The organism is Sphingomonas sp. (assembly GCF_036731925.1).
Lineage (GTDB): Bacteria > Pseudomonadota > Alphaproteobacteria > Sphingomonadales > Sphingomonadaceae > Sphingomonas.
This window is the reverse complement of sequence record NZ_DAINDJ010000001.1, coordinates 1,180,069-1,201,883: the sequence shown is the minus strand read 5'-3', so window position 1 is coordinate 1,201,883 and position 21,815 is coordinate 1,180,069. Positions and strand designations below refer to the sequence as shown.

Here is a 21,815-nt window from a genome sequence, read left to right as displayed (position 1 = left end):
CCGTCACGCCAGCACCCGCTTGGTGGTGGGCGTATGCGACGCCCAGTCATGCGTTTCGCCCGTGGCGTCGCGACACCAGCGGTACAGCGCATCATAGACCAGCAGTCCTGCTTCGAGCTGCTCGAGATCGTCGGTATAAGCGCGCGACAGCCCCAGCGAGATCGCCAACAGGCCTGCCGCCTCGGGCGCGAAATCGAGGCGATCGGTATCGGCACCCCGCACGATCGTCGCCAGCCGTTCCAGCGGCGCGAAACCGGCGAGCCCGAAGCCTTCGACCATCGCGTCGAACGTGCAGCGCTCGCCGTGATGCGTCCACTGCAGGCCGCCCGCCTGGATGTCGAAGGGCGTGGCGGCCATGCGCTCGGCGACGCCGAGCACGTCCGGCGCCGGAACGAACAGGAATTGTGCCTGCGGGTCGACGAATCGGCGGATCAGCCAGGGGCACGCGATCCGGTCCACTTTGGGCCGAGCACGCGTGACCCAAAGCGTGCGGCCGGCCGCGTCGCGCGGCGGCAGCGCGGCGGTGTCGATGGTCGGCTGGCCTGCGGCGATCCAGGTGGACATGCCGCCTTCGAGTACCTCCGCCGGCGTGCCGGCCTGGCGCAACCAGGCGGCCGCGCCCTGGCTTGCTGCGCGGCCATCGCTGCAGACGAGCAGCACGGGCGACCCTGCCCAGTGCTCCAGCTCCCCAATGCCATGGCGGACTGCACCCGGGATCAACCTTGGGAGAGCGTCGAAATCAGCAGGCGCCCGAATGTCGATGACGGCGGGGCTGCGGGGCGTGGCGATGAGACGGGCGAGCTTGTCGGCCGTAATGGCGTTCGTAGAAGGCATGACGCGTCCTCTGGCAGTTGGGGACACGATACTTCAGCCTGACGCCTCGTGGGGAGATCGCGTTCCCCATGACGCGATGGAGCAGATTGGCGAGATGGATGTCAAGATGGGCAAGGCTTCATAAATCGCTCATGCCGCGTGCAGGATTTGGTTAACCCCACACCGGCAAAGTGCGCTCACAGGAAACCAGACACCCAATAGATGCCAAATATAGCGTAACCCGTGGATGAGCGAGTCTGCCGTCAGGGACATCAGACGCATCGCGGACAAGACGGCCGCGAACAGTGGTGATGGCGGATTCGACACCGCCGAGCGAATCGCAGCGCACTGGTCGATAGTCGCCTAGGCTGGTTGCCGGCCAACTTTCAGGGCGTGCCTGTCGTCGAGGTGCTTATACAGCTTGGGGATGACTGGGCGTTGGCCGTGATGGAAGCGCGCAGGCGGAACTTCAACGAGAACTCGTGAAGGAGATCCCCTTCCAGATCGCACCCTAGAACGAAGGGTCGCCCAGATTTAGGCGGCCGCCGCCGCATCGATCTGCCGCGCCACGTTGCCGTCGCGATCCAACTCCGCCCACAGGAACACCACGCTGCCCCCGCTGACCTCCTGCAGCCGCGCACCGATGTTCTTCTTCTCGCGGCTGTCGGCATTGTCGGTGCGATCGGCACCCTTGTACTCGACGATCAGCTTCCGCCCATCAGTCAGCTCGGCCACAAAGTCCGGGTAGAACATGTCGGTCGAGGTCGGCAGCGCATAGGACCAAGGGGTGCGATCCACGTTGCGGACCCAGCGGTGCACAGCGGCATGATCATCGATCTGCACCGCTGCCATCCACTCCTCGCCGCCATGCTTCAGGTCACCGACCTGCGCGAACAGGTGCTTCCGCGGGCGCCAAGGCCCCGCATAGGGCGTGCGCGGATCGTAGCCCGCCTTGGAGAAGCTAAAGCCGTTCTCCCCAAGCGCCAGAACCGGCGCAATGTCGGTCATCAGCAGCTGCACGCCCCTTACGCCGGCCTCGCGACGAAGCTGCGCCACCCGCGCGATGATCGCCCGGCGCAGCGCATATTTTCCGCGCACCAGCTGCGGCAGCGGGATGCCCTCCACCACGCCTTCCACGACGCGACGGCAATATTCGAGGAAGATCGGTTGGGCGACGTCCCGCTGCCGCGTCGTCCGATCTAGCCAGCGGGACAGCGCCGCTGCGTCCCAGTCCGTGGCGTCGTCCAGCGCCAATTCGGCGGCCGCGTCGATCCGTGAATAGACAACATGGTCGCCTTCGATGTCCATCTCGAACGTATCGGGACGATCGGTCAGCGCAAAGCCCGGAAGGCTGGTGTCGACCTGCCGAAGATCCCAGCCGCCCACATCGACCAACGTCTCCGGGAACACGATCTCCAGCTGGCCATCTCGCTCGATCGCCAGCTGCGGCAGCGTCAGCACCTCGCCCTGCTCGGCGGGCGAAAGCGTCTCGGCCCGGCGCGCGATGAACGCCTCGACGGCCGTCATCGGCGCCGCCTCCGGCGTCGTGATCGCTGTCGCCACATCGCGTAGCACCTGGTCTGGCGCATCGCGGTCGAACGTAATGGCGACGCCGCCCGCACCATCGTCGGCGATGCGAGTCGCGGAGAGCATTTCCGGCGTCCAGCTGCTCTGGTCGGGCCGGTCCTGCACCCGCAGCACGGGCAGCTCCACCGGCGTGAACAGCGGCTGGTTCTCGTTCCACTCGAACGACTCGGGCTGTTCGACGATTGCTTCCAACGCCGTGCGCTCGTCGAAGCCCATGTCGACGAGGCGGTCCTTCAGCCCTTCGGCCGCAAGGAAGAAGTCGCGCTCGGACACATGGGCATAGGCGCGGTTCAGCTCTTCCGACGAGCGCCGCGTGGCGAACGGCATCCGCAGCACGCGCCCCAGCAGCTGCTCCACGGCACCGCGACTGCGGATGCTGGTGAGCGAACAGAACACATAGGCGAAGGAGCAGTCCCAGCCTTCCTTAAGCGCGTCGACCGTGATGACGTGCTCGATCGTGCACGCCGGGTCGAACAGGTCGATACCGTCCAGCTCGCGCTGATCGCCCGTCGCCACGGCGATCCTGTTCTCGGGGATGCGGCAATCCTCGATCAGGTGCTGCTTGACCACATCGACCGTGGCCTCGGCGCCCTCGCGTGCGGGCTGCGCCTGATACAAGGCGATCGGCCGAATACCGCCACCATCCTTGGCGGCGATGCCTTCCAGCCAGGCGCGATTGTCGACCGCATGGGCGATCGCCGCCTGCCAGCTGCCATGATGCGACAGGTGGATCGGCAGCTTGATCATGTCCGCCGCCTTCAGCTCGGCGGCCGTGGCCGAGACGATCACGTTCGAGCGCACGGGCGTGGCGGTGAACTCCACGACAGCCGCCGGCGCAAGGCGGCCGAAGGTCTCGCCGGACAGGGTCGAGGTGAAGTTGTGCGCCTCGTCGACGATGACGAGCGGCCGGTGCAGTTTCATCAGGTTGGCGAAGCTGGCGATCGGTTTGCCACGACGCGGCCCCTCGGCATGCCGCGCCACATCGGCGCCGGCCGGCAGCGCGGCGAAGTGCGGCTCGAGCTCCTCGTCGTCGAGGTAGACGTTGCGGTCCTCCGCATTGCGAACGCGGAATGCCTGCACCGTCGAGACGATCACCGTCGCGGCATCCGCCATGTCCTGCGGACGCAATTGCCGGCGCTCGTCGATGCCATAGACACGCACCGCGCCGCCGAACGTCGCCTCCAGCGCCTGCCGATACGGGTGGCCGACCTTCTTCAGCGCACCCAGCGTCTGCTCGGCGATCGTCGTCGAGGTCACCAGCCAGAGCACCACCGGATAGCGCCGGCCGAGATAGGTGTCGCGCGCGACACCGACGGCGTGGGACGCGAGCAGCGTCTTGCCGCCGCCTGTTGGCAGGCGCAGGCAGCAATATGGCACGTCCGGCAAACCGGCGAGTGGCCGATAGGCCGCGCCATAGGCACCAGGCTCGCCCACCGCACAGGCGGCCGCATAGGCCTGAGCGTGATCCCGGATCGACGCCTGATCGAGGAACGTCCGCAGCGCATCGAGCGCGCGCCGCTGATATGCCTTCAGTTCCATCAGCGCGCCCTCACATCATAGGGCGTCTGCTTGAACGTCACGCCCGCCTCGGCTAGCCGCGCCGCGCCCAGCTTGCACCACTCACCATAGATGGTCATCGGCCCGGTCCAGTCGCTGTCGGCGCGCAGCTTCGCCAGCAATGCCGCCGTCAGCACATTGCCGCCGCTGACAGACCGATCGCCGAGAATGCCGTTGTACAGAAGGCAATAGGCCATGGCGTCATGCACCCCAAGGATCGGGGTATCGGCGGCACCAGTGAACGGCGCACCGGTTTCGCTGAACCAGACATGCGCGGCGAGCGTCGCGAAGCGAATGCCGTCGGTGATATTACCATCGGCATCGAACACCGGCGCGCCGAGGCGATAGAAGCGATAGCCGCCCCCGCCCGTCCAGCCGATGGCCTCGGAAATGCCGCCCTGCTCACCGGCGATCACCTTGTCGAGGCGCGGCTTGCAGTGGGTCTCGGCATGGTCTCCCATCTCGATACCGATCCAGCGCCGACCCATCTTGTGCGCGACCGCCGCCGTCGTCCCAGAGCCGAGAAAGCTGTCCAGCACAAGGTCGCCGGGGTTGGAGGCGATGTGGAGGATGCGCTCGAGCAATGCCTCTGGCTTAGGCGTTGAGAACGGCACGTCGCCCGGGAACAGCCGGGTGATCTCCGATTTAGCTTTACCCGTTGTGCCCACCTCTTGGTGTGGCCACCAAGTTGACGGGACGAGCCCGGACTGAACCTCTGATAGGAATTTCTTAACACGCGGTGCGTTGTTTCCACTATCACCGAACCAAATGCGATTATCATCAACCATAGCCTGAAATCGCTCTTCAGTGTACAGCCAACATCTACCGGCGGGTGGATCGATCAGGCGCCCGCTAGGCGTAGTTATCGTAAAGAACTGCGATTGACGCCGCCCTCTTTCAGCCTTCGCATGCGCTGGCAGAGAGGCCCATGGACCGCGTGGATCATTGTCAGGATTCTGATATCTCGCCAACTGATCTTCACTAGCCGGCAGAGGATTTCGCCTTTCCCCCCACAGCGGACGATCAGTGGCGTAGACAAGAATGGTGTCGTGCACGTCGGACACATCAGTCCGGTTTTCACGAGTGTGGGTCCGCTGCCAGACAACGTGCGCCACGAAGTTTCTTCGGCCGAACACCTCATCCATGAGAACCTTGAGATAGTGTCCCTCATGATCGTCGATCGACACCCAGATGCTGCCATCCTCGGCAAGGAGATCGCGCAGCAGCACCAGCCGAGGGTAGATCATCGCCAGCCACTGGCTGTGCTCCAGGTTGTCGTCATAATGCTCGAAGGCCGACCGTGTGTTGTACGGCGGATCGATGTAGATGCACTTCACCGCGCCCTTGTAGTAGGGCAGCAGCGCCTTTAGCGCGTCGAGATTGTCGCCCTGGATAAGCATGTTGCGGCCAGCGGCATCACCGCCGTCCAACGCGGGCACGCCTTCCAGCAACCGATACGGCACCTCCGCCGCCGCGCGCACGTCCGCCTCGCGCGTCATCCAATTCAGTATCGGCACCTAGCCCCCACGCATCCAGTAACTTCGCAGCCGCTGTAGCGCTTCATGGGCGCCGCGAACAAGGCTCGTGCCGCCAGCGCATAGTCGCAGCAACGGGCGGCGATCAGATCCTGACGGCGAAGGTCGCATTACCAGCAACGTGAAGTTTCCAAGGCTAGGCGGACGTCCGGTATGCGCCGGCCGACTATGGCACCTCGTAACCGGCTACGCGGAGGCTATCCCTGAGGCGAACATCCGAGAGCAGCATCTCGGCGACCCTCTCCTGCTCCGAGCCAGTCAGATCCTGGATGGCGGCGGCCCGCTCTGTCGGAGGTAGCCACGCGATAGACCTGACGCGGACCTCCTCAACTCCGATTTTAGTCAATATTTCTAGCAGCTTGACCGATAGCGCAGCGTCGAACTGGTCGAAAGGGAGCCTGTAGTTCAAGGCTATTTTCTCGACAGTCTCTGATATGATGCTGCTCGCAGTCTGGCGGTAAGCGTCCGCATGGTACGGAGCGCCTCTCAGACATGCGGACTGATCGTCCATGGCCGAAGTAACAGGTTCGCTGCCTGCCAGTGGGAGGTCAGGTTCACTTTCGCGGACGCCGTCACAAGAGGCATCGCCTGCCTGCGACAGGTCACGCATTGTGCCGCTTGGCGTGGTTTGGCCGTCGTCAGTCTCTGCTGCCTGATCTTCAAGCTGGACGATAGCTGTGTCCGGATGCCTACGGACCGCGTCTGAGCCTCGACTTTCGGCGCCAAGCCGCTCAGCCGTTGCAATGTTGCGCTGCAGCCCCTTGAGGAACTCGACGTCATGATGCTCGGCTACTCCCAAGACCATGTGCGCGAAGCTCGGCGAGATGTCGAGCGGACGCCCAGCCTCCTCCTCCAGTACCTTCTTCGCTTCCTCTCCCTCGGGATAGCCCTCGCCCCAGACAAGCCGTAATACCTCTGCTTCGTCAGCGGACATCTCGCTGACCGCGATGTTGAGCGCTCCGGCGCTGAACGCGCGACCCCAGGCGCCCGTGCGCTTGCGCTCGCCGATCGGCTTCGCCAGATCCTTCAGAAGGAAGGCGATATGGTCACGGTCATATTCGTTACCTTCGCCCAGCGCGTGCAGTGGAACGTCACGGTCGCGCATCTCCTTCAGAAACTTCATCTCGTCCGCCGTGACCTCACCCTCGGCAGGGCTGTGTTTGCGGGACGGGTGAGCCGCCTTGGCCGCCTCGTACAGCTGCTGTTTCTTCTCGTGCCACCGAAGCGCCACGTAGTTGGCAGCATGGTCGGCCAATGCCTTCTCGACGGCCGCAGCGGACCGTACACATTTCTTGATGAGTGCCATGCGCATCCGTGCCTGCGCCTCCACCGCCTCAGACAGACTAGTGGAAGCATATCCTGGGTTGGCGAGGCGTTGGCGCGCGAGCTTCGCTTTCCCGGTAAGCTTCCCCGCTTCGTCGCACTCGCGAGCATCCTCCTCGAGCTCTTCGAACTCGCGATTGACCCGCTGCTCGATTTCATACGTGACTGTGCTAGCCTGCTCGGCCAAGCTGTCGATAAGAACGTGGTTTGTCATCCCGGGTATAAGGGATAGTCGAACGAAATTTCCAAGCGGAAATTTCGACATCACGAAAATTCAGGAATCTGCCTGATGCACCACCGGTACCATGCATTCGGCACCTGCAACTGCAAATCTAGCTGCCTTCCTGAACATCTCCAAAGCCACCAAATAGCTAAAATTGACCAGATCAAATTTTAGCCTCGGGAATAGGCGCAAAACCGCTAAGCTGTGGCGAGCCACAGCCTTGCTAAAATGCGACACCATCATATTTTAGCGCCGGAATCAGGCGCAATACCTCTAATGTTACGCGGCTTCGCGTAACATTAGATGAAGGCCTGCTACGCAGGCAATCGACCCAATTCCTTCCGTGACGGCTATCAAGCCGCATTGGCGTCGCGTCCCGAGAGCGGAACGCGTCGCCCTTGGCAGGGCTCTGGGCGGCCCGCGCAGCGTGCCTTCGGTTGCGGCAGCCTTTATGGCGCCGCTTTACTCCTACTAGATTTGAAAATCGCAGGGATCTTCGATCGATTGAAGTGAGTGGAAAAAGGCAGCGCTCGCTGCAGCTCGCGATCGGTCCGCGTCCGCCAGCCGGCGGCGCGTCCCCATGTGAGAGAAGACCATGCGCAAAGCGCCCTATCCGCAACGCACCGAATACAACCCGCATCATGTCGTCGCCTACGACATCGAGACCATCGTCGAGAACGAGCCGGCAGACGGCTCCTTCCCGCCCTGGCCACGCCACAAGCCCGTGGCGGCTTCCTTCCTGTCGGCCTGCTGGACACCGGCAGGTTACCGGTTCACCATCGACGCGCTGGTCTGCCAGCCCGGCGAGGAAGCCGACTTCTACGAGCAGATCGACAGGCTGCTGCCGGTCGATGCCACCGGCATCACGTACAATGGCCGCGGCTTCGACAATCGCGTGCTGGCGCTGGGCGCCATGCGTCACCTGCCGGGCGCGCCGCTGCAGGGCCTGTCCCGGCAAGTGCGCGCCGGACGCTATGACGGCGCACACTGCGACCTGGCCGATGCCTTTGCCGGCATGGGCGCGACGAGGCCCGTCGCCATGGCCGAGATCTGCGCCGCACTCGGCATTCCGGCGAAGCTGGATACGGACGGATCGCAGGTCGGCACGCTCTGGCGTGCAGGCCAGCGTCGCAAGGTGCTGGAGTACGTCATGCAGGACTGCGTCTGCACGCTGCTCGCTTGGTACCACTACATAGCCTTCGAGAAGAGCGACGACCGCCTGTGGTATCTGCCGATGGCGGATCTAGCGGCATGGATCGAAGCCGATCCGGACCTCGCGCACCTCCTGCCGTTCGTCGACTGCCGGCCGGTGAAACTGGCGCGCCAATGGGCCCCCGCTTTGCGAGCCTCCGCCGCGCTCGAAGATGCCGAGCTTCGCCTGAACCAGCTTCGCGACGAAGCCGCCTTTGCGAGCAGCGACACCAATCCGTTCTGATCGGCCGCGCTTCCACCCTTCCATCCCATCGTCCGCACGTTGCCGCCCGCGGCGGCGCGTGCGCGCACGCCTACGAAAGATTTTTCATGACCACGCCTACCGTTACCACCTGTGTTTCGCTCACCCTGTCCCACGTACCCGTTCCCGCGTCCGCAGACGGAGCGCATCCGGAGGGACGCCACCTCGTCGGTCTCGGCATCCTCGTTGCGCAGCGCGACTTGAGGCGAGGTTGGCGCTTCGAACTGCACGGCCACGCGCTATCCGCCGGCACGCCGGAGGAGGCGCTGCTCGAATGGGCAGCCGACCGGCTTCCCGGCAACGCCACCTTCATTGGCTGGCAGGTGGATCACGGCATGATGCCGATGCTGCTGGATGCCGCAGCGACGGCGAAGCCGGAGATCGCCCAGCACTTCCTCGTACGGCTGCACCGGCTCCTGTCCGGCGGGGTGGTCGATCTGGCCGTGCCTCGCGGCGGGGCGGCTGCGTCGCCCTTTGCCGATGTCGCGGCGGAGATGGCGATTTCCGCGCCACGCATGGATCTGCCGTCCATCTTCTCGGCCTGGGCAACGGGCCGCTGCGAGCAGCACCAGGCCGACCTCAAGGCACAGGCTCTGGCGCTGTGGCGGGTGTTCACCCGCGACGCCGGAATGGCGGGCCTGTCGGCCGAGGCAGCGACAGAGGACTGGCTGCGCCGCGGCAAGACCGCGGGCTTCGTCTGCGCAGCCAGATGAGCAGGGACATAGCATCGGAAGAACGGCGTCCGCCGTGGGGTGGAAAAACGCCTGTCGGCCCGCAGGGCCTTATCAACATTGGAGAAGTGAATGACTGACCTACCCCCGTATCTGGCGATCGCACAGAACTGGACCTTCGCGCTGCGCGTGCTGATGGGATATCCGCGGCAGGCGCCGCCGTTCCACACCATCGGGTGGTGCGCGACGGGATGCACCGGTTCGCTGCAGGAGCCCCAGCTGACGCGCGTTGCCGCCGAACTGCAGCGCGACATGGTGCAGATCGTGATGCCGGCGAATGACGAAGCGCCGCGCGAGCTCGCGCTTGCGGTCCGCGACGGCATGAACATCTGCTTCCGGGGCGGATTGCGGCTCTATGCCGCCAGCGACAATGCCCGGGTGGAATTGCTGGCCAGCGATCGACGCTGGTTCATTGGCCCGCGCCATGTCCTGACCAGCGCCAAGCTGCCGCCAAACCACCGGCGTGATGCCGGCGAGCAGATCGCCCTGCGGCGCTGGCGTCAAGTCTTCGAAAGGCAGCAGTCGCTGCGGCTCGAGGGCAATCTGCTTGTGCCTGCAGGTCGCGGCATCGCCGACAGCTGCCCTTTGGACGATCTGAAGATCGCCTGCTGATCCGCTTCCCCCAAATCGCCCCCCCCTGCAACGCCGCCCCTGCTTCGGGCGGCGTTGCCGTTTCCGGAGACCATCATGACCGACATTACCGCACCGTTCCTCCGTCAGGAGGACGTGGACACCGCCCGCCGCGCCTGGACCAGCTACCGCCGGGAACGCCGCCCAGCCTCCGGCCTGCAGTTCAACATCCGGCCGATCAGCGAGGCGTGGCGCATCGCCGGCCGCTCCCCGGCCTACCGAACGGCAGTCGCCAACGTCGCCTATATCTGGCGGGACAGCGGACCCGTCGACCAGTTCGGGCCCATGCCGCGCGCGTTCAGCGAACGGCGCTGCGAGCTGCGGGGCTCGGGCCTGTTGCTGCCCGCCAAGGCCCCCGTCTGGGCGACCGAGGGCTACACCATCTGGGAGGCCGCCGACGCCGCGGCAGCGGCGACGGACGACTTCACCGAGGTATCGGCCTGGCACGTGGTGATGGAGATCCCCAGAGCGCTGCCGTCGAAGGATTGGAAGCGGCTAGCGACCAGCTTCGTCGAGCGGGAGCTTGTAGCCAAGGGGGCGATCGCGGCGTGGGCGATCCATGCCATGGAAGGCGATGCGGACGACTGGATCATCGCGCCGCACGTCCACCTCGTCGTGACGGCCAGATATTGGCGGCGCGGCGAGAGGCATGGGAAGCGCCATCCTGGGTGGCTCCCGTCATGGCAGGCACACCGAAGGCTAGAGCTGAGCTGGCGGAGGCACTGCGCGCTCGCGGTTGACGCCATGAAAGTCGGCTGGCGGCTGGATTGATGCGCCAGCCCGCAGGGCAAAGGCGCGGAGCGGACGATTTCTGCATCCGCGCCTCTACCTGGCTCGAAGCGATCGAACCTCAGCATCCTCGGCGACTTGGTAAATCAAGCGAGGACATTTTTGCCATTCGCGTGTATAAATATCGCTTCTCTCCTGCTTTCGACGAACATATAAAGCAGATATGAGCCAGACACCTCCAGAGAAGCCATCCCTCGCTTTGCATGAGCGACCATCGCTTACTGCTGGTAGTGCTGCGATGATTGGGGAGTTGCTGGCAGTCGTAGCCAGAATGCTTGCAGCTAAAGCAGCGCGGCGACGCGGCGGGCCTGGAGTGGAGCGATACTGCGCATCGATCGTCCTGACGCTCGCCGCGATGGCGCTGGTGGCATCGGTGCGCCGGTTGACCTCGACCATTCGGCAACAGTTGGTGCGTGCTGCTGACGTGGAACTGCGGTTCCTCCGTAGTCCCCCAGGCTGCTGGGCCGCTCCATAGTCCCTCGCCGTCAACGACGCCGCGCACTGCCTGACGACGTGCGCATGTTGATGACATTGCGGAAGCGATGACTGCTCCACCTGCGATAGCTGCGAGACCTGCGATACTGCAGCTGTCGCAGGTCCACGGAGCCGCTCCCGGGAACGAGAGAGTTGGAATGAAGCACAAGAAAGACTGGAACCGCCAACCGGCTGTGGACGCGGCGGGCGACAAGATCATGGCTGACCAAAACTGCGCGCCGAGCGAGGTCACGGCGTATCAGATTGCTGTCGAACTAGGCTGTTCGGCGAACAGCTCGATCCACGAAAAGACGACGGATTGGTGCCGCCGACGCGAACGCGAGAGCGAACTGGCACATATCGAGCTTCCGGCTGGCGCGGAGGAGGAGTATCGAAAGGTCCTGACCGAAGGGCTCGAGAAAAACATGCAGGCGTTCGTTCGCATGGCTCGGCTGATCGGAGCGACCATGCATCAATCCGCGCATATTCCCGTCATGGCAGCCAACCGACGGGCGGAGGCGGCAGAGGGTCGCGCAGAGACAGCGCTGCAGATCTGCAAGAAGGCGGAAGCGGACCTTGAAGCCGCACACGCCGAGATCGAGACGCTACGGGAGCAGCTGGCAGAGGCCGAGAAACAGTCATGGCGGTTGCAGGGCAGGCTGGAGCAGCTCCAGATAGAGGCCACCAAAGCAAGCGACAGGGTTCATGCGGAAGCAGCGAACCCTGTCGAGGTCGTCGCGCCTTCGGAGGCACAGCCTTCCAAGGCCGATGCGGAGGGCTCCGAGCAACAACAGACGATGGAGTTCGACCTGCCTGACGACGCGTCTTCCTGAGTTGCCAAGCGGGCCGGTCATATGGCCGATCGGCCCGCACGCCCCTCGCTACCGCTCAGCAGCCGTAATATACGTCACCAGCCTGCAGTTGCCAATCGCAGGCCCTACGGAAACGGGAGCGAAGCTAGCGCTGATGTCGTCCCATCCACTCTGGCGTGCACCGCGGCGGCATTTTCTACGTCCTGCACCGGCGCCGTAGCCCGTTGCAGGACGTTCTTTTTTTGTTCTATCTTGTGCTCCCGCCGACCTGCCGGCGATTCGACAGCAATGGGAGCTTCAGCATGGACCACGACCTCCAGCTGCGCGCGGCTGCGCGCGCGATCTACGATGCCTGCTATCCGAGCGAGGAATGGGCACCGCTCGGCTTCAACGAGGCCGAACGCTATGCCACCGTCCAATATCGCCAGGCCGTCGGCGCTGCGCAGCAGGCGCGCTTGGCGCTGCTGGACCAAGCGGTACAGCCGGGCTTGTTTCCGGAGCAGGCGCGCGCCTGAACTGCTGCGCCGTGGATGCGATCGAGCGAATCAACTGGCTGGCGCATCGCTGGCCGGTCGAGCTGGAAACCTTCCCTTATGGCGAATGGACCATCCATGTTGGCAAGGTGGAAGGTCACCGCGTGGTGCAGACCCACTCGCAGACGCAATACGAGGCTTGGGTAGCCGAGCAGCGGCCGCTATGCCTCGCACGCTTCATTGCCGCGCGCCGGGAACTGCATCCCGCGGTAGTGCTGGTGGTCGCAGGCAACTACCGGCTGGGCCGTGTGCCGCCGGAGCTGTGGTGCGGCTATGACGCGACGTTGCTGATCGACATGCCGGCCGCAACGCTGCTGTCCGCCAAGGTCCGCGCGATGTTTCCGGCTTGGCCGGGCGCGCTGTTGCGGGTCGTGCCGCAGGCGCAGCTCCCGTTGCTGGACCTGCAGCGCGCGCCGGAGGCCGCGGGCCCCAGGCTGCGACTGGTCGGCTGACATGGCCCGGTACGACGCGGATGGCGGCCAAATCCCGCGCACGCTGTTCGAGGCCGCCGCCTTCCATCGCACCCTTCGTGCACGCTGCCCAGCGTGCGGCAACGAGGCCGTGTTCCATGCGGCCGCCCTGTGGTGGCTGTTCCAGCGGCGACAATGGCCGGACCGTCTGGTCGACGCCGGCGCTCGCCTGCGCTGCTCGCGATGCGGACGACGGGGAACGCAGCTTGAGCTCACCCGCGACCCACCGACGATCGTCGATCTGCCGCTGCCCAACGACGTAGCCTGGCGCCTCGCTGTTAGCCGCTTTCGCGCCTAGAAGAGCCAAGGCGTCGCCTCCGCGCCCTTGCGCTTCACCCAAGGCTCGCTCGTACGCTCGGTAACGATCAGCGCATCCAAGAAGCATCGCTCCTGCAGGGCGATGATGTCGTCGAAGCTGCCATGAAGCCAGCGATCATGCTCGTCGCGGTGGAGCAGCACCGGCATGCGGCCATGCACCGGGCGGATCGCCTCGTTGCAGTCGGTCATCACGCCGGAATAGACCGGTCCCCATTCCGCGCTGTCACGCCACAAGCCGGCCCAGGCGAAGATCGGCTCGTCCTTCACGCTGAACCAGGTACGGGTCTTGGCACCCTTGGCGCCTTCGGCCTCGGCGAAACCGGTCAGCGGGATCAGGCAGCGCCACTCCGGCTTGCGCGCCAAGCCCGCCCACATCGGCTTGCGCAGATCGGCGATGTTGTTCACGGGCTACGGCTTCGCCGTGGGGCTCATCGTCTTCAGCCGCAAGGGAAAGCCCCAGACCATCGACTGGACGAGGCGCTGCCCCTCGGCGGCACGAACCACCATCCCCGGGTATCCCGGATATACCTCTTCCCTGGCATTAGAGGCAGCGACAGGCGTAGCATCGAAATGCGCAGCCACTTCGGACATCGAGCGGCGCAGGGTATAAAGATTGCACATCACCGAGCCTTACCATCGCGTGACCAGGGCGACAAAGCGGGCCGCCATCCAAGACCCACCTCAGTGATCGAAGAACATTCTCCGCATTCCCTGCAGCCGTCCGGTGATCTCCTCTAGCGAGAGACCGACACCAGCTTCGGCGGCGAAACGCAGCCAATCCGACACCACACCGTCGACCGCGTCGATGATGTCCGCGATCTGGCGGTTCGAGATGCCGTGAAGCCTGCCAACCTGCTCGACATGCCGGCGCGTCGGTCGACGACCTTCACCGGCAATCGCCAGATAGTGTTCGCCGCCGGGGCCGGGCGAATAGGTCAGGTCGTAAGCCGGGGCCAGTCGCCAGCGTCCGTCCGGGTCCATCAGATAGGCGTGCTGGCGGGTATGGTCGTCGCGGTTCAAGGCCAGCACATTGAAGACCATGCGGCGGAACGCCTCCTCCACATCGCGCACATCGCGGGTGATCGCCGAAGTTGCGCGCAGGAAGCCGTCATAGTCGAGGCTGGGCAGATGCGGCGGCGCCTCGACGGCGCCGGCCAGACTGAGCATGTGCAGCCGCTTCCCGCCGGCCGGACGATCAAAGCGGCGCGTGGCGAAATGTCCGGGGCCGTTTCGAGCCGGCAATACGCGGCTATCGGCCATGGTGATGCCGGCAGCCCGCGCCATCGCAGCATAGGCCTGCTCGATCGGTCCGATGTCCACCGGATCCAGCAATGCCGGGAATTTCACGATCCAGCTTTCGAAGCCGGGCGCGCTATTGCCCTCGTCGATACTGATCTGACCCGTTGCGTCGAAACCGATATGAACCTTGGGCCTGGCGCCGCCGGACGCACCACCAAGGCGAGCGAGGACGTCCGCGAGCGCTGCGTCGTCGCCAAGAAGGATAGACTGCGACTGCGCGGCAAGCGCGTCGAGGTCCAGCGCAACCACCTCGGCGGGCGGCGTGGTCGCCGGTGCGAACACCAGCGCACCGCGCCCCTCCTCGCCGACAAGGGCAAGCTGGTCGACCGGATCCAGCGTTTCCCAACGCGTGCCGAGGCGCTCCACCCGGCGCTTCATCAGCAGCGCGCCCCACCCATCGGGCAGACTGTCCGCCAGGAACCCATGCAGCCCATCGAATGCACGACCTCGCGCTTCGATCAGCCCTTGCTCTTGGGGGTAGAGCAGCGGCGAGACGGCGATGCGGGAGCTCATGATCTCCCTGCTCCACTCGAGCATCGCCAGCCCGTTCGCCATGACGGCCCGGCCGACGGAACGGTCGTTGACGGGATCGCCAAACCGCAAGCCGATCGCAATCGGCGTCCCCGGCGCCAACCGCGTCACATCGATGCCCGGCTACGTGCGCGACGTCGCGCTGGAGCAGGCTGTTCCTGCTTCTGCTGCTTCAACAGATCGTCCATGCTCGCGGCAACGGGCGGCGGGAACAGGTCGGTCAGCCGGTGTTCGCAGCGCAGCAGGATGGCCGCCCGGACGAGGTCCTCGACCGACGCCTTCCCCTGCGTCTCGAGACGACGCCATGTGCTATAGGATACGCCGGATCTCTCCGCTGCCTCGGCCTGCGTCACGCCCAATGCTGCCCGTCGAGCCTGAACCTGGCGCCCTAGGCTCTCCATCAACTCTGCAGGTGTGCGCATCATAGATCATATATGAGCATTTGACGGCGAAATGTCAATCAAATGCCCATATATGGGTATAACTTGTTAGTGCTTAGCGCTGCCGATGTCCGACCTTTGCTTTCGTTCGCGAGGCGATCCAGTGCGGGATCGCTGAGCGAGAGGCAGCAGGTTGATCGGCGCTGCGCGAAGATGCCCTGTGATCACCGGCACATACCGATTCATGAATGCGAGCCGCTCGGCCAGGATCACTTCCTCGCCTTCGGTCTTCTCGCGCTGCGAGTAACTGACCGCATTGGTACCCTGCCGGGAATGCCCCATCACGTCGGCGCGCAGGATATCGTTGACGCCATCCACCTCGTAGAAGCCGCTGCCCAAAGAGCGGATGGAGTGGATGTCGGCCCCCTTACCGTTCACCGGCTTGGGTAGCGGCATGCGATCGCCGATATAGGCCACCATGTGTCGCCATGCGCGGTCGTAGAAGAACCCTCCACCGCGCTTCTCCTCGTTGTAGTACAGCTCGGGGAACAGCGCGACATGCCCTTCTGCCGCGATGGCCCGCACGTAATCGGCGAAGCCGAGACGAAGAACCTCGGACGGGATAGGCAGAAGCCGGTTGCGGGCAACGGTCTTTTCGCCCGCCTTTTCCCCATCGCGGCCCCGGGTGAGGTTATCCCGGATGTGGAAGTGCGGCGTAGGATGATCGAGGATCACATCCTGAATCTCCAGGCCGCATATCTCCTCGCGGCAAGCCGCCGTGTAGAACCAGATCAGCGGCGCCCAATACGCCGCGTCGTGCCAGATGGCGAGACGCGGACCATCATCCTTCAGGCGATGCAGCGCTCCGTCGCATCCGGTGTACAGTGGCGCGTTGAACAGGCACGCCAGATGCTCCTTGGTCCACGGCGGACGCGGCTTTTCCTTCGTCTTCTCCACCTTACCCCGTGACTTCCCGAAGTTGAGGACGAGAGCGTCCGGGACGCGCGCCTTCCAGGCCCCCTGCTCGAGATATCGAGACACGGTCTGCATCGTGCTGAGGTCTCGGTTGAGCGTCTTGATGTGCCGCTTCTCCGTATCCTTCACCCGTTCCAGCTCCGCTAGCACTTCTTCGAACGGACGAGACATGGCACCAGTGGTTGGGCTGCCGAACCTGAAGTTCTTGGGAAGCTTCAGCAGGCCGCTTCTGAATTTCGCCACGTCAAGATGGCTGTACGCCCCGAGCGGCTTGTTCCCGGTGATCCACGCGAACGTCTGCATGATGCGCCGCTGCTGTGAAGCAGCACCCTTCCAAGTCCTCAACAGCTTCAGGTTCTCCACGACGTCATCGATCACCTCGCTGAACGGACGCGGATCGTAGTCGGTGAAGGGACAGTTCGGTGGGATGCTAGACGAAGTCGCCGTGTTCATCGAGGCGCCGGCGGGCTCGGGCTGAGAAGCCGCTGGGAGCGGGGCTAGTCCCAGGTCAGCAGTGAGGGTTCGGATCGGGTTCGCGGCATCCAGCACGTCATCGTCGAAGGCGCGCTGGGCGAGCTTGGCGCCAGCTCCCATGCCACGAATGAGATGCGTCCGGGCGACTTCGAGGTTCGCGCCGGTAACCGGCATCTGCATCGTCTTGAGCAGGGCTGCCACCTGCTCGCTGCCGAGGTTCGCCACGATCTGTGCCGCGTAGAAGGCAGTCCCGTCGAGCTGTACGAATTCATCGAGGTCTGGATCGGCGCTCCTGTCCGACGTGATCGGGCTGATCGGGCGGTTCGGGCGCCGCAACTCGCGGCAGGCCGACGCAATCGATGCTGCGACGTCGGGCACCGAGTCGGACCACGGCGCATTTGCGTAGGCATCGTTCAGCAGCCCCTGGAGTTCCTTCTCCAGCGCATGCCTGAACAAGGCCTCGATCTGCTCGCCCGTAAGGGCCGGGCCACTCTCCAACATTCGCTCCACCTTCGCCTTCGCCGCCAGGAAGCGCACCGACAGCAAGGCGGCACGCGTGCGGGCAACCGACGGGTCGGCAGTCCGCAGCGCGACGCTAAGCGGCTTGGAGATAATTTTCCGGAAATGGAGCCTGCGCCGATAGACGTATCGGCCCGAGATGCGGCGGACGTGGGGGATGGAACACATGACGGCATCGCCTTTCCGGCGCGGACCGACACTCTTTTGTGTACCGCATGTGTGTACCTGCGATGTGCACAAACCAGAATATCGGACCGCGCAAAGTGGCGGATTTCCGTCGTTTTCACGATAAAGTGGTCGGGGAGACAGGATTCGAACCTGCGACCCTCTGGTCCCAAACCAGATGCGCTACCAGACTGCGCTACTCCCCGACGAGCCGCCGCGCTTAGAACGTCCGCGCGGCGGACACAAGGCAAAGCGACATATGCGCCCGTTAGCGCGACACCTACCCGCCCATCTTCGTCCAACGGCGGCATAGCGCCGGCAGCAACGCGATCCCGCGTCTCATCCGTTGCGGATGAGTCCGGGAAGATCAACAAGGCTTTTCATCTCCGATGCATCAGAAATCGAAATAGCACTATCGGTAAAAGGTAAATTGCAAATTTCTCCAACCCACCTCAAACAACATCTTTTTGTAGCCAGTCGAATTCAAACATAAAACATCGATATCAACAATTTGGATAAAAAACTTAGACATGCCGCAGCCGCGTTACGAATATCTATATCAGCTGTTACAACGCCATCATCCCATTTCTTCGTCGTACCTACCGACCGACTCTTTCACTCCGAAGACAGCCACCAGGGCAACCGCCCGGTGACACCACGCAATTCCGACATATACTCATCCTCAATCGGAAACGGGAAAATTGGGTTAAACCCCATCGACGCAACTATTCATTCCGACAGCTTAGCGCCGACCCATCAGTGAAATACCCGCCCCCAAGGATAACACGCATGGGCCCGGACTGTCGGCCTGCTGTCCGCGCTCCAGCCAGCAGCCAACATGTAAAAGTTAACGCAAGCATGATTCAGATTACCCCGCAGAGCTCCATTCCGGGATCCTGGCGGGTCGGGACCGAGAGTCGCAGCGGGTATATTGGCTTTCGATTTTGAGTTAGTTAACGGGAGATTGCGGGTGGCGATTCGCACCGGCCACGGGGGACTATAAAATGCATAGGCTAGGCAATTCGCTCGACCAGTCACCGAGCGAGCACGTCAACGATGTCAGTCGGAAGCAACTGTTGCCAGCCGAACTGGCGATTGTCGTTCCGACCTTCAATGAATCGCGTAACGTGCCCTTGCTGGTGGAAGCATTGCGCAACGCGCTGGGTGACACACGCTGGGAAGTCGTCTTCGTCGACGACGATTCACCTGATGGCACCGCCAACATCGCGCGTGCGCTCGCACTGCAGGATCCTCGCGTCCGCGTCGTTCATCGATTTGATCGCCGCGGGCTCGCATCGGCTTGCGTCGAGGGCATCCTCGCAACGTCCGCGCCCTACGTTGCGGTGATGGACGGCGACATGCAGCATGATGAGGCCATCCTGCTCGACATGCTCGCGGTCATTCGCCGCGGCGACGTCGACCTCGTCGTCGGCAGCCGCTACGTCGAAGGGGGCGGCATGGGGGAGTGGAGCAAGCGGCGAATTGCGATGAGCCAGCTTGCCACTGCCTTGGCAAACAAGCTGACCAGAACGACCATCGGCGACCCGATGAGCGGGTTCTTCATGCTCACGCGCGAAGCGTTCATGGGCTCGCTGCCCGGGCTTTCGTCCGTGGGTTTCAAGATCTTGCTCGACATCGCAGCATCGTCGCCCACCCCGTTGCGCGTGGTTGAGGTGCCTTTCACCTTTCGTACGCGCCAGCACGGTGAGAGCAAGCTTGATGGTTTGGTGCTCTGGGAATATCTCGAGCTACTGCTCGACAAGGCATTTGGCCACATCGTTCCGGTCCGCTTTATCAGTTTCGCGCTCGTGGGCGGGTCGGGTGTCTTCGTTCACTTTCTGGTATTGACGATCGTCTTGCAGAGCTTGCTCATGACCTTCGGCGCCACGCAAGAAACGAAGTGGTTCGCGATTGCGCAAGGCGTAGCCACCTTGGTGGCGACATCGAGCAACTTCTTCCTCAACAACGTGCTGACCTATAGCGACCAGCGACTGAAGGGCGGTCGCCTGTGGTGGGGCTGGCTGACGTTCAACATCGTCTGCGGGATCGGCCTGTTCGCCAATGTCGGCATCGCAAGGTGGCTGTACCAGCGGCACAACTACCTCGTGGTCTCCGCGCTGGCGGGAATTGCAGTCACGACGGTGTGGAATTACTCGATGTCGTCGATCTTCACCTGGCGGAAGCGCCGGTGAACGCCGCCTCCGCCAGCGGCAACCGCCTGCCTGCCCCCCTATGGGGGGAGCGCTCGCATCGTACGCTGGCAGTATTCGCCGGCATCATGCTTCTTGCAGCAGGCCTCCGGTTCGCCCTGGCGGACTATTCCTTGTGGTTCGACGAATATGCGTCGCTGTTCTTCGCCAACCAGCCATATGCGCGCCTCTGGAGCGGGTGGATGGTTCGGGAAACCAATCCACCCCTGTTCTATTCGATCCTGAGGGGTTGGATAGAATTGGTCGGGCCGGGAGATCGGATACTTCTGCGCGTCCCGACGATCCTGGCGAGCATGCTGACGATAGCGGTCGCCTATTTCGGTTTGGCCCGCCTCTATGGGGCGCGCGCCGCGCTGCTGGGTGCGTTGCTGCTGACGGTTTCTGCGCAGCAAATCGCCTATGCGCATCAGGTTCGTGGCTACAGCTTTCTCATCTTGGCCCTATCGATTTCGTTTTTCAGCCTGATGCGGATCGCCGCGGCAGGCGAGCGAGGCGAACGAGAGCCAGTGTTGGCCTGGCTCGGCTATGTTGCCGGTGCGCTGGCAGCCATCTATCTTCATGATACGGCTGTTCTATGGGTGCCCGTCGCCACGCTGGCGCTGATGATGGTAGATCGCCGCTTCATTCCGTTCGTCGGGCGCGACTGGCTATGGCTGGCAGCAGCCGATCTGGCGATAGCGATCGGAGCGGCATGGGCAGTCTACATCATCTACCAGCAGACAAAGACAGCAAACGCGAACATCTCCTGGTTGCATTATCTGGGCATCCTGGGATCAGCCAAGCTGTATTGGTCGAGCACGTTGCTGGCCCGGAATCCTCGGGGACTTCAGGCGATCTGCGCTGGAGCGGTTCTTGCCGCAGCGATCTTCGGGATCGTGAGAACGTATCGACGTAAAGAAACGCAGTTGGCTACACTGTGCTGGGTTGGCGCAGCCGGTTTATTTTTCGTAGTCAGCCTAAAGCAGCCCGTAATGGTCGAGCGGACACTGGTCTGGATGGGTATATTTCCCGCCACGCTTGCTGCGGCCGGCGCAACCACCCTGCGCGGGTCACGCGCCTTCTTCATTCTCACGATCACCCTGATGGCTGCCGGGCTTGTGAACCTTGCTGCGGTGCGCGAGAGCTTCTCGGCTGAAAACTGGGATGGCGCGATCGCCCGCGTATTGAAGGATCCGAAAGGGGTCCTCGTGGTTAGCGGTGAAGGCGCCGCGGTTGCCGCCGATGAGGCTTGCAAATTCACGGACCGGCGCGATCACTGCCGCGTTCCGATCATTGCGTTGTCGGGGCAGGCCAACAACGCCTGGGCGAAGGGATATGCGCAGAAGATCCCGGCCACGCCGGACGGGCGGCTCGCGCTCTCCTCGGCGATGAACCTGTACACCATTCAACGCTTCGATGAACAACCAATCCACGATCTCCGGGCGGCTGGTTTGCGGGTTGATGTCAGGGATAGTAGAGCGTTCTTCGCTGGACCGTTCGGCCCTCCCCTTCTGGCTGACCTCAAACGCATCGGATGCGCTCGAGACACGATGCTTGATCTCGCCTGCTCAGCGCAAGCAGGGCGATAGGATCGTCGAAGGGTTGTCCCCGAAGAGGCGACACAGTGTCGCCCTGCCGACTGGCGGCGTTCTCTGTATGCAGCAGTATGCCGCCGTGCGAGCATGACGGCCGCTTGCATTGAAAGCTGATAGGTTCGACTCTTCTCGCATAGAGGTGCAATACCCAGGCGGCTGCCTCAGCTTACGATCTTGCGGCCCGCGCGATCCGGTTGCGCACAGCCGAGAAGGTGCCTTTTGCGGGCTCGCGCCATGTGGGAGGACATCTAGTAAACATGAGAGCCTCTGGCAGCGCTCACCCGGGGCGCCGCGAGCATTTGTCGAACACATCGCACGCTTGCGCTGGTGGGCCCGGCAGGACTCGAACCCGCAACCTAGCCGTTATGAGCGGCCAGCTCTAACCATTGAGCTACAGGCCCCCCAGCACAGGCTAGCCCCTAGCGGACCCCCAGCCTTCG

Annotated in this window: 19 protein-coding genes and 2 tRNA genes; 10 read left to right on the top strand and 11 right to left on the bottom strand. The window is 63.5% G+C overall.

The features are described from left to right. Positions 1-3 precede the first annotated feature (3 nt). The 4 genes from V7E00_RS05925 to V7E00_RS05910 all read right to left on the bottom strand — a co-directional run bounded on the left by V7E00_RS05925 (position 4) and on the right by V7E00_RS05910 (position 7,080). Positions 4-834 (bottom strand): sulfurtransferase/chromate resistance protein, encoded by an 831-nt coding sequence (locus V7E00_RS05925; RefSeq protein ID WP_333571730.1) that lies wholly within the window; start codon positions 832-834, stop codon positions 4-6. Between the two features lie 513 nt (positions 835-1,347). Beyond that, positions 1,348-3,939, bottom strand: a complete 2,592-nt coding sequence (locus V7E00_RS05920) for a DEAD/DEAH box helicase (protein WP_333571729.1) — start codon at positions 3,937-3,939, stop codon at positions 1,348-1,350. Then, complete coding sequence (locus tag V7E00_RS05915) at positions 3,939-5,456, bottom strand: site-specific DNA-methyltransferase (RefSeq protein ID WP_333571728.1); 1,518 nt, start codon at positions 5,454-5,456, stop codon at positions 3,939-3,941. Before V7E00_RS05915 ends, V7E00_RS05920 begins: the two co-directional genes overlap by 1 nt. A 202-nt stretch (positions 5,457-5,658) precedes the next feature. Further along, positions 5,659-7,080, bottom strand: coding sequence for a hypothetical protein (locus tag V7E00_RS05910; RefSeq protein ID WP_333571727.1), 1,422 nt, complete (start codon positions 7,078-7,080; stop codon positions 5,659-5,661). 553 nt (positions 7,081-7,633) lie between these two features. Here V7E00_RS05910 and V7E00_RS05905 point away from each other — a divergent pair. The 8 genes from V7E00_RS05905 (at position 7,634) to V7E00_RS05870 (ending at position 13,228) form a co-directional block, all read left to right on the top strand. Then, positions 7,634-8,473, top strand: coding sequence for a hypothetical protein (locus V7E00_RS05905; protein WP_333571726.1), 840 nt, complete (start codon positions 7,634-7,636; stop codon positions 8,471-8,473). An 86-nt stretch (positions 8,474-8,559) separates the two neighbouring features. After that, complete coding sequence (locus V7E00_RS05900) at positions 8,560-9,204, top strand: hypothetical protein (protein ID WP_333571725.1); 645 nt, start codon at positions 8,560-8,562, stop codon at positions 9,202-9,204. Positions 9,205-9,294: 90 nt separating this feature from the next. Continuing rightward, positions 9,295-9,834: a hypothetical protein gene (locus V7E00_RS05895; RefSeq protein ID WP_333571724.1), complete on the top strand. Its 540-nt coding sequence runs from the start codon at positions 9,295-9,297 to the stop codon at positions 9,832-9,834. A 75-nt stretch (positions 9,835-9,909) separates the two neighbouring features. Then, positions 9,910-10,623, top strand: a complete 714-nt coding sequence (locus tag V7E00_RS05890) for a MobA/MobL family protein (protein WP_333571723.1) — start codon at positions 9,910-9,912, stop codon at positions 10,621-10,623. A 650-nt stretch (positions 10,624-11,273) separates the two neighbouring features. Then, the gene (locus tag V7E00_RS05885) at positions 11,274-11,948 is read left to right on the top strand and encodes a hypothetical protein (RefSeq protein ID WP_333571722.1); all 675 of its coding nucleotides are present in this window, start codon (positions 11,274-11,276) and stop codon (positions 11,946-11,948) included. 281 nt (positions 11,949-12,229) lie between these two features. Next, entirely contained in the window at positions 12,230-12,442 is a 213-nt protein-coding gene (locus V7E00_RS05880; protein ID WP_333571721.1) for a hypothetical protein, read from the top strand. An 11-nt stretch (positions 12,443-12,453) separates the two neighbouring features. Next, complete coding sequence (locus V7E00_RS05875) at positions 12,454-12,912, top strand: hypothetical protein (protein WP_333571720.1); 459 nt, start codon at positions 12,454-12,456, stop codon at positions 12,910-12,912. 1 nt (position 12,913) lies between these two features. Continuing rightward, positions 12,914-13,228 (top strand): hypothetical protein, encoded by a 315-nt coding sequence (locus V7E00_RS05870; RefSeq protein ID WP_333571719.1) that lies wholly within the window; start codon positions 12,914-12,916, stop codon positions 13,226-13,228. On the opposite strand, the gene V7E00_RS05865 is transcribed toward V7E00_RS05870, so the two are convergent. The 6 genes from V7E00_RS05865 to V7E00_RS05840 all read right to left on the bottom strand — a co-directional run bounded on the left by V7E00_RS05865 (position 13,225) and on the right by V7E00_RS05840 (position 17,797). Beyond that, positions 13,225-13,653, bottom strand: a complete 429-nt coding sequence (locus tag V7E00_RS05865) for an SOS response-associated peptidase family protein (protein ID WP_333571718.1) — start codon at positions 13,651-13,653, stop codon at positions 13,225-13,227. The two genes, V7E00_RS05870 and V7E00_RS05865, sit on opposite strands and share 4 nt — an antisense overlap. A 3-nt stretch (positions 13,654-13,656) precedes the next feature. After that, the gene (locus V7E00_RS05860) at positions 13,657-13,869 is read right to left on the bottom strand and encodes a hypothetical protein (protein WP_333571717.1); all 213 of its coding nucleotides are present in this window, start codon (positions 13,867-13,869) and stop codon (positions 13,657-13,659) included. Positions 13,870-13,929: 60 nt separating this feature from the next. Continuing rightward, a complete protein-coding gene (locus V7E00_RS05855; RefSeq protein ID WP_333571716.1) occupies positions 13,930-15,189 on the bottom strand; it encodes a type II toxin-antitoxin system HipA family toxin in 1,260 nt (419 codons plus the stop codon). Then, entirely contained in the window at positions 15,186-15,503 is a 318-nt protein-coding gene (locus tag V7E00_RS05850) for a helix-turn-helix domain-containing protein (RefSeq protein WP_333571715.1), read from the bottom strand. Before V7E00_RS05850 ends, V7E00_RS05855 begins: the two co-directional genes overlap by 4 nt. A gap of 63 nt (positions 15,504-15,566) precedes the next feature. After that, positions 15,567-17,594, bottom strand: coding sequence for a hypothetical protein (locus V7E00_RS05845; protein ID WP_333571714.1), 2,028 nt, complete (start codon positions 17,592-17,594; stop codon positions 15,567-15,569). Between the two features lie 126 nt (positions 17,595-17,720). Next, positions 17,721-17,797 (bottom strand) — tRNA-Pro (locus V7E00_RS05840). Positions 17,798-18,667: 870 nt separating this feature from the next. Here V7E00_RS05840 and V7E00_RS05835 point away from each other — a divergent pair. Continuing rightward, the gene (locus tag V7E00_RS05835) at positions 18,668-19,783 is read left to right on the top strand and encodes a glycosyltransferase (RefSeq protein ID WP_443019143.1); all 1,116 of its coding nucleotides are present in this window, start codon (positions 18,668-18,670) and stop codon (positions 19,781-19,783) included. Then, a complete protein-coding gene (locus V7E00_RS05830; protein ID WP_333571713.1) occupies positions 19,735-21,369 on the top strand; it encodes a glycosyltransferase family 39 protein in 1,635 nt (544 codons plus the stop codon). Before V7E00_RS05835 ends, V7E00_RS05830 begins: the two co-directional genes overlap by 49 nt. Before the next feature lie 331 nt (positions 21,370-21,700). Here V7E00_RS05830 and V7E00_RS05825 read toward each other — a convergent pair. Further along, positions 21,701-21,776 (bottom strand) — tRNA-Ile (locus V7E00_RS05825). Between the last annotated feature and the right edge of the window lie 39 nt (positions 21,777-21,815).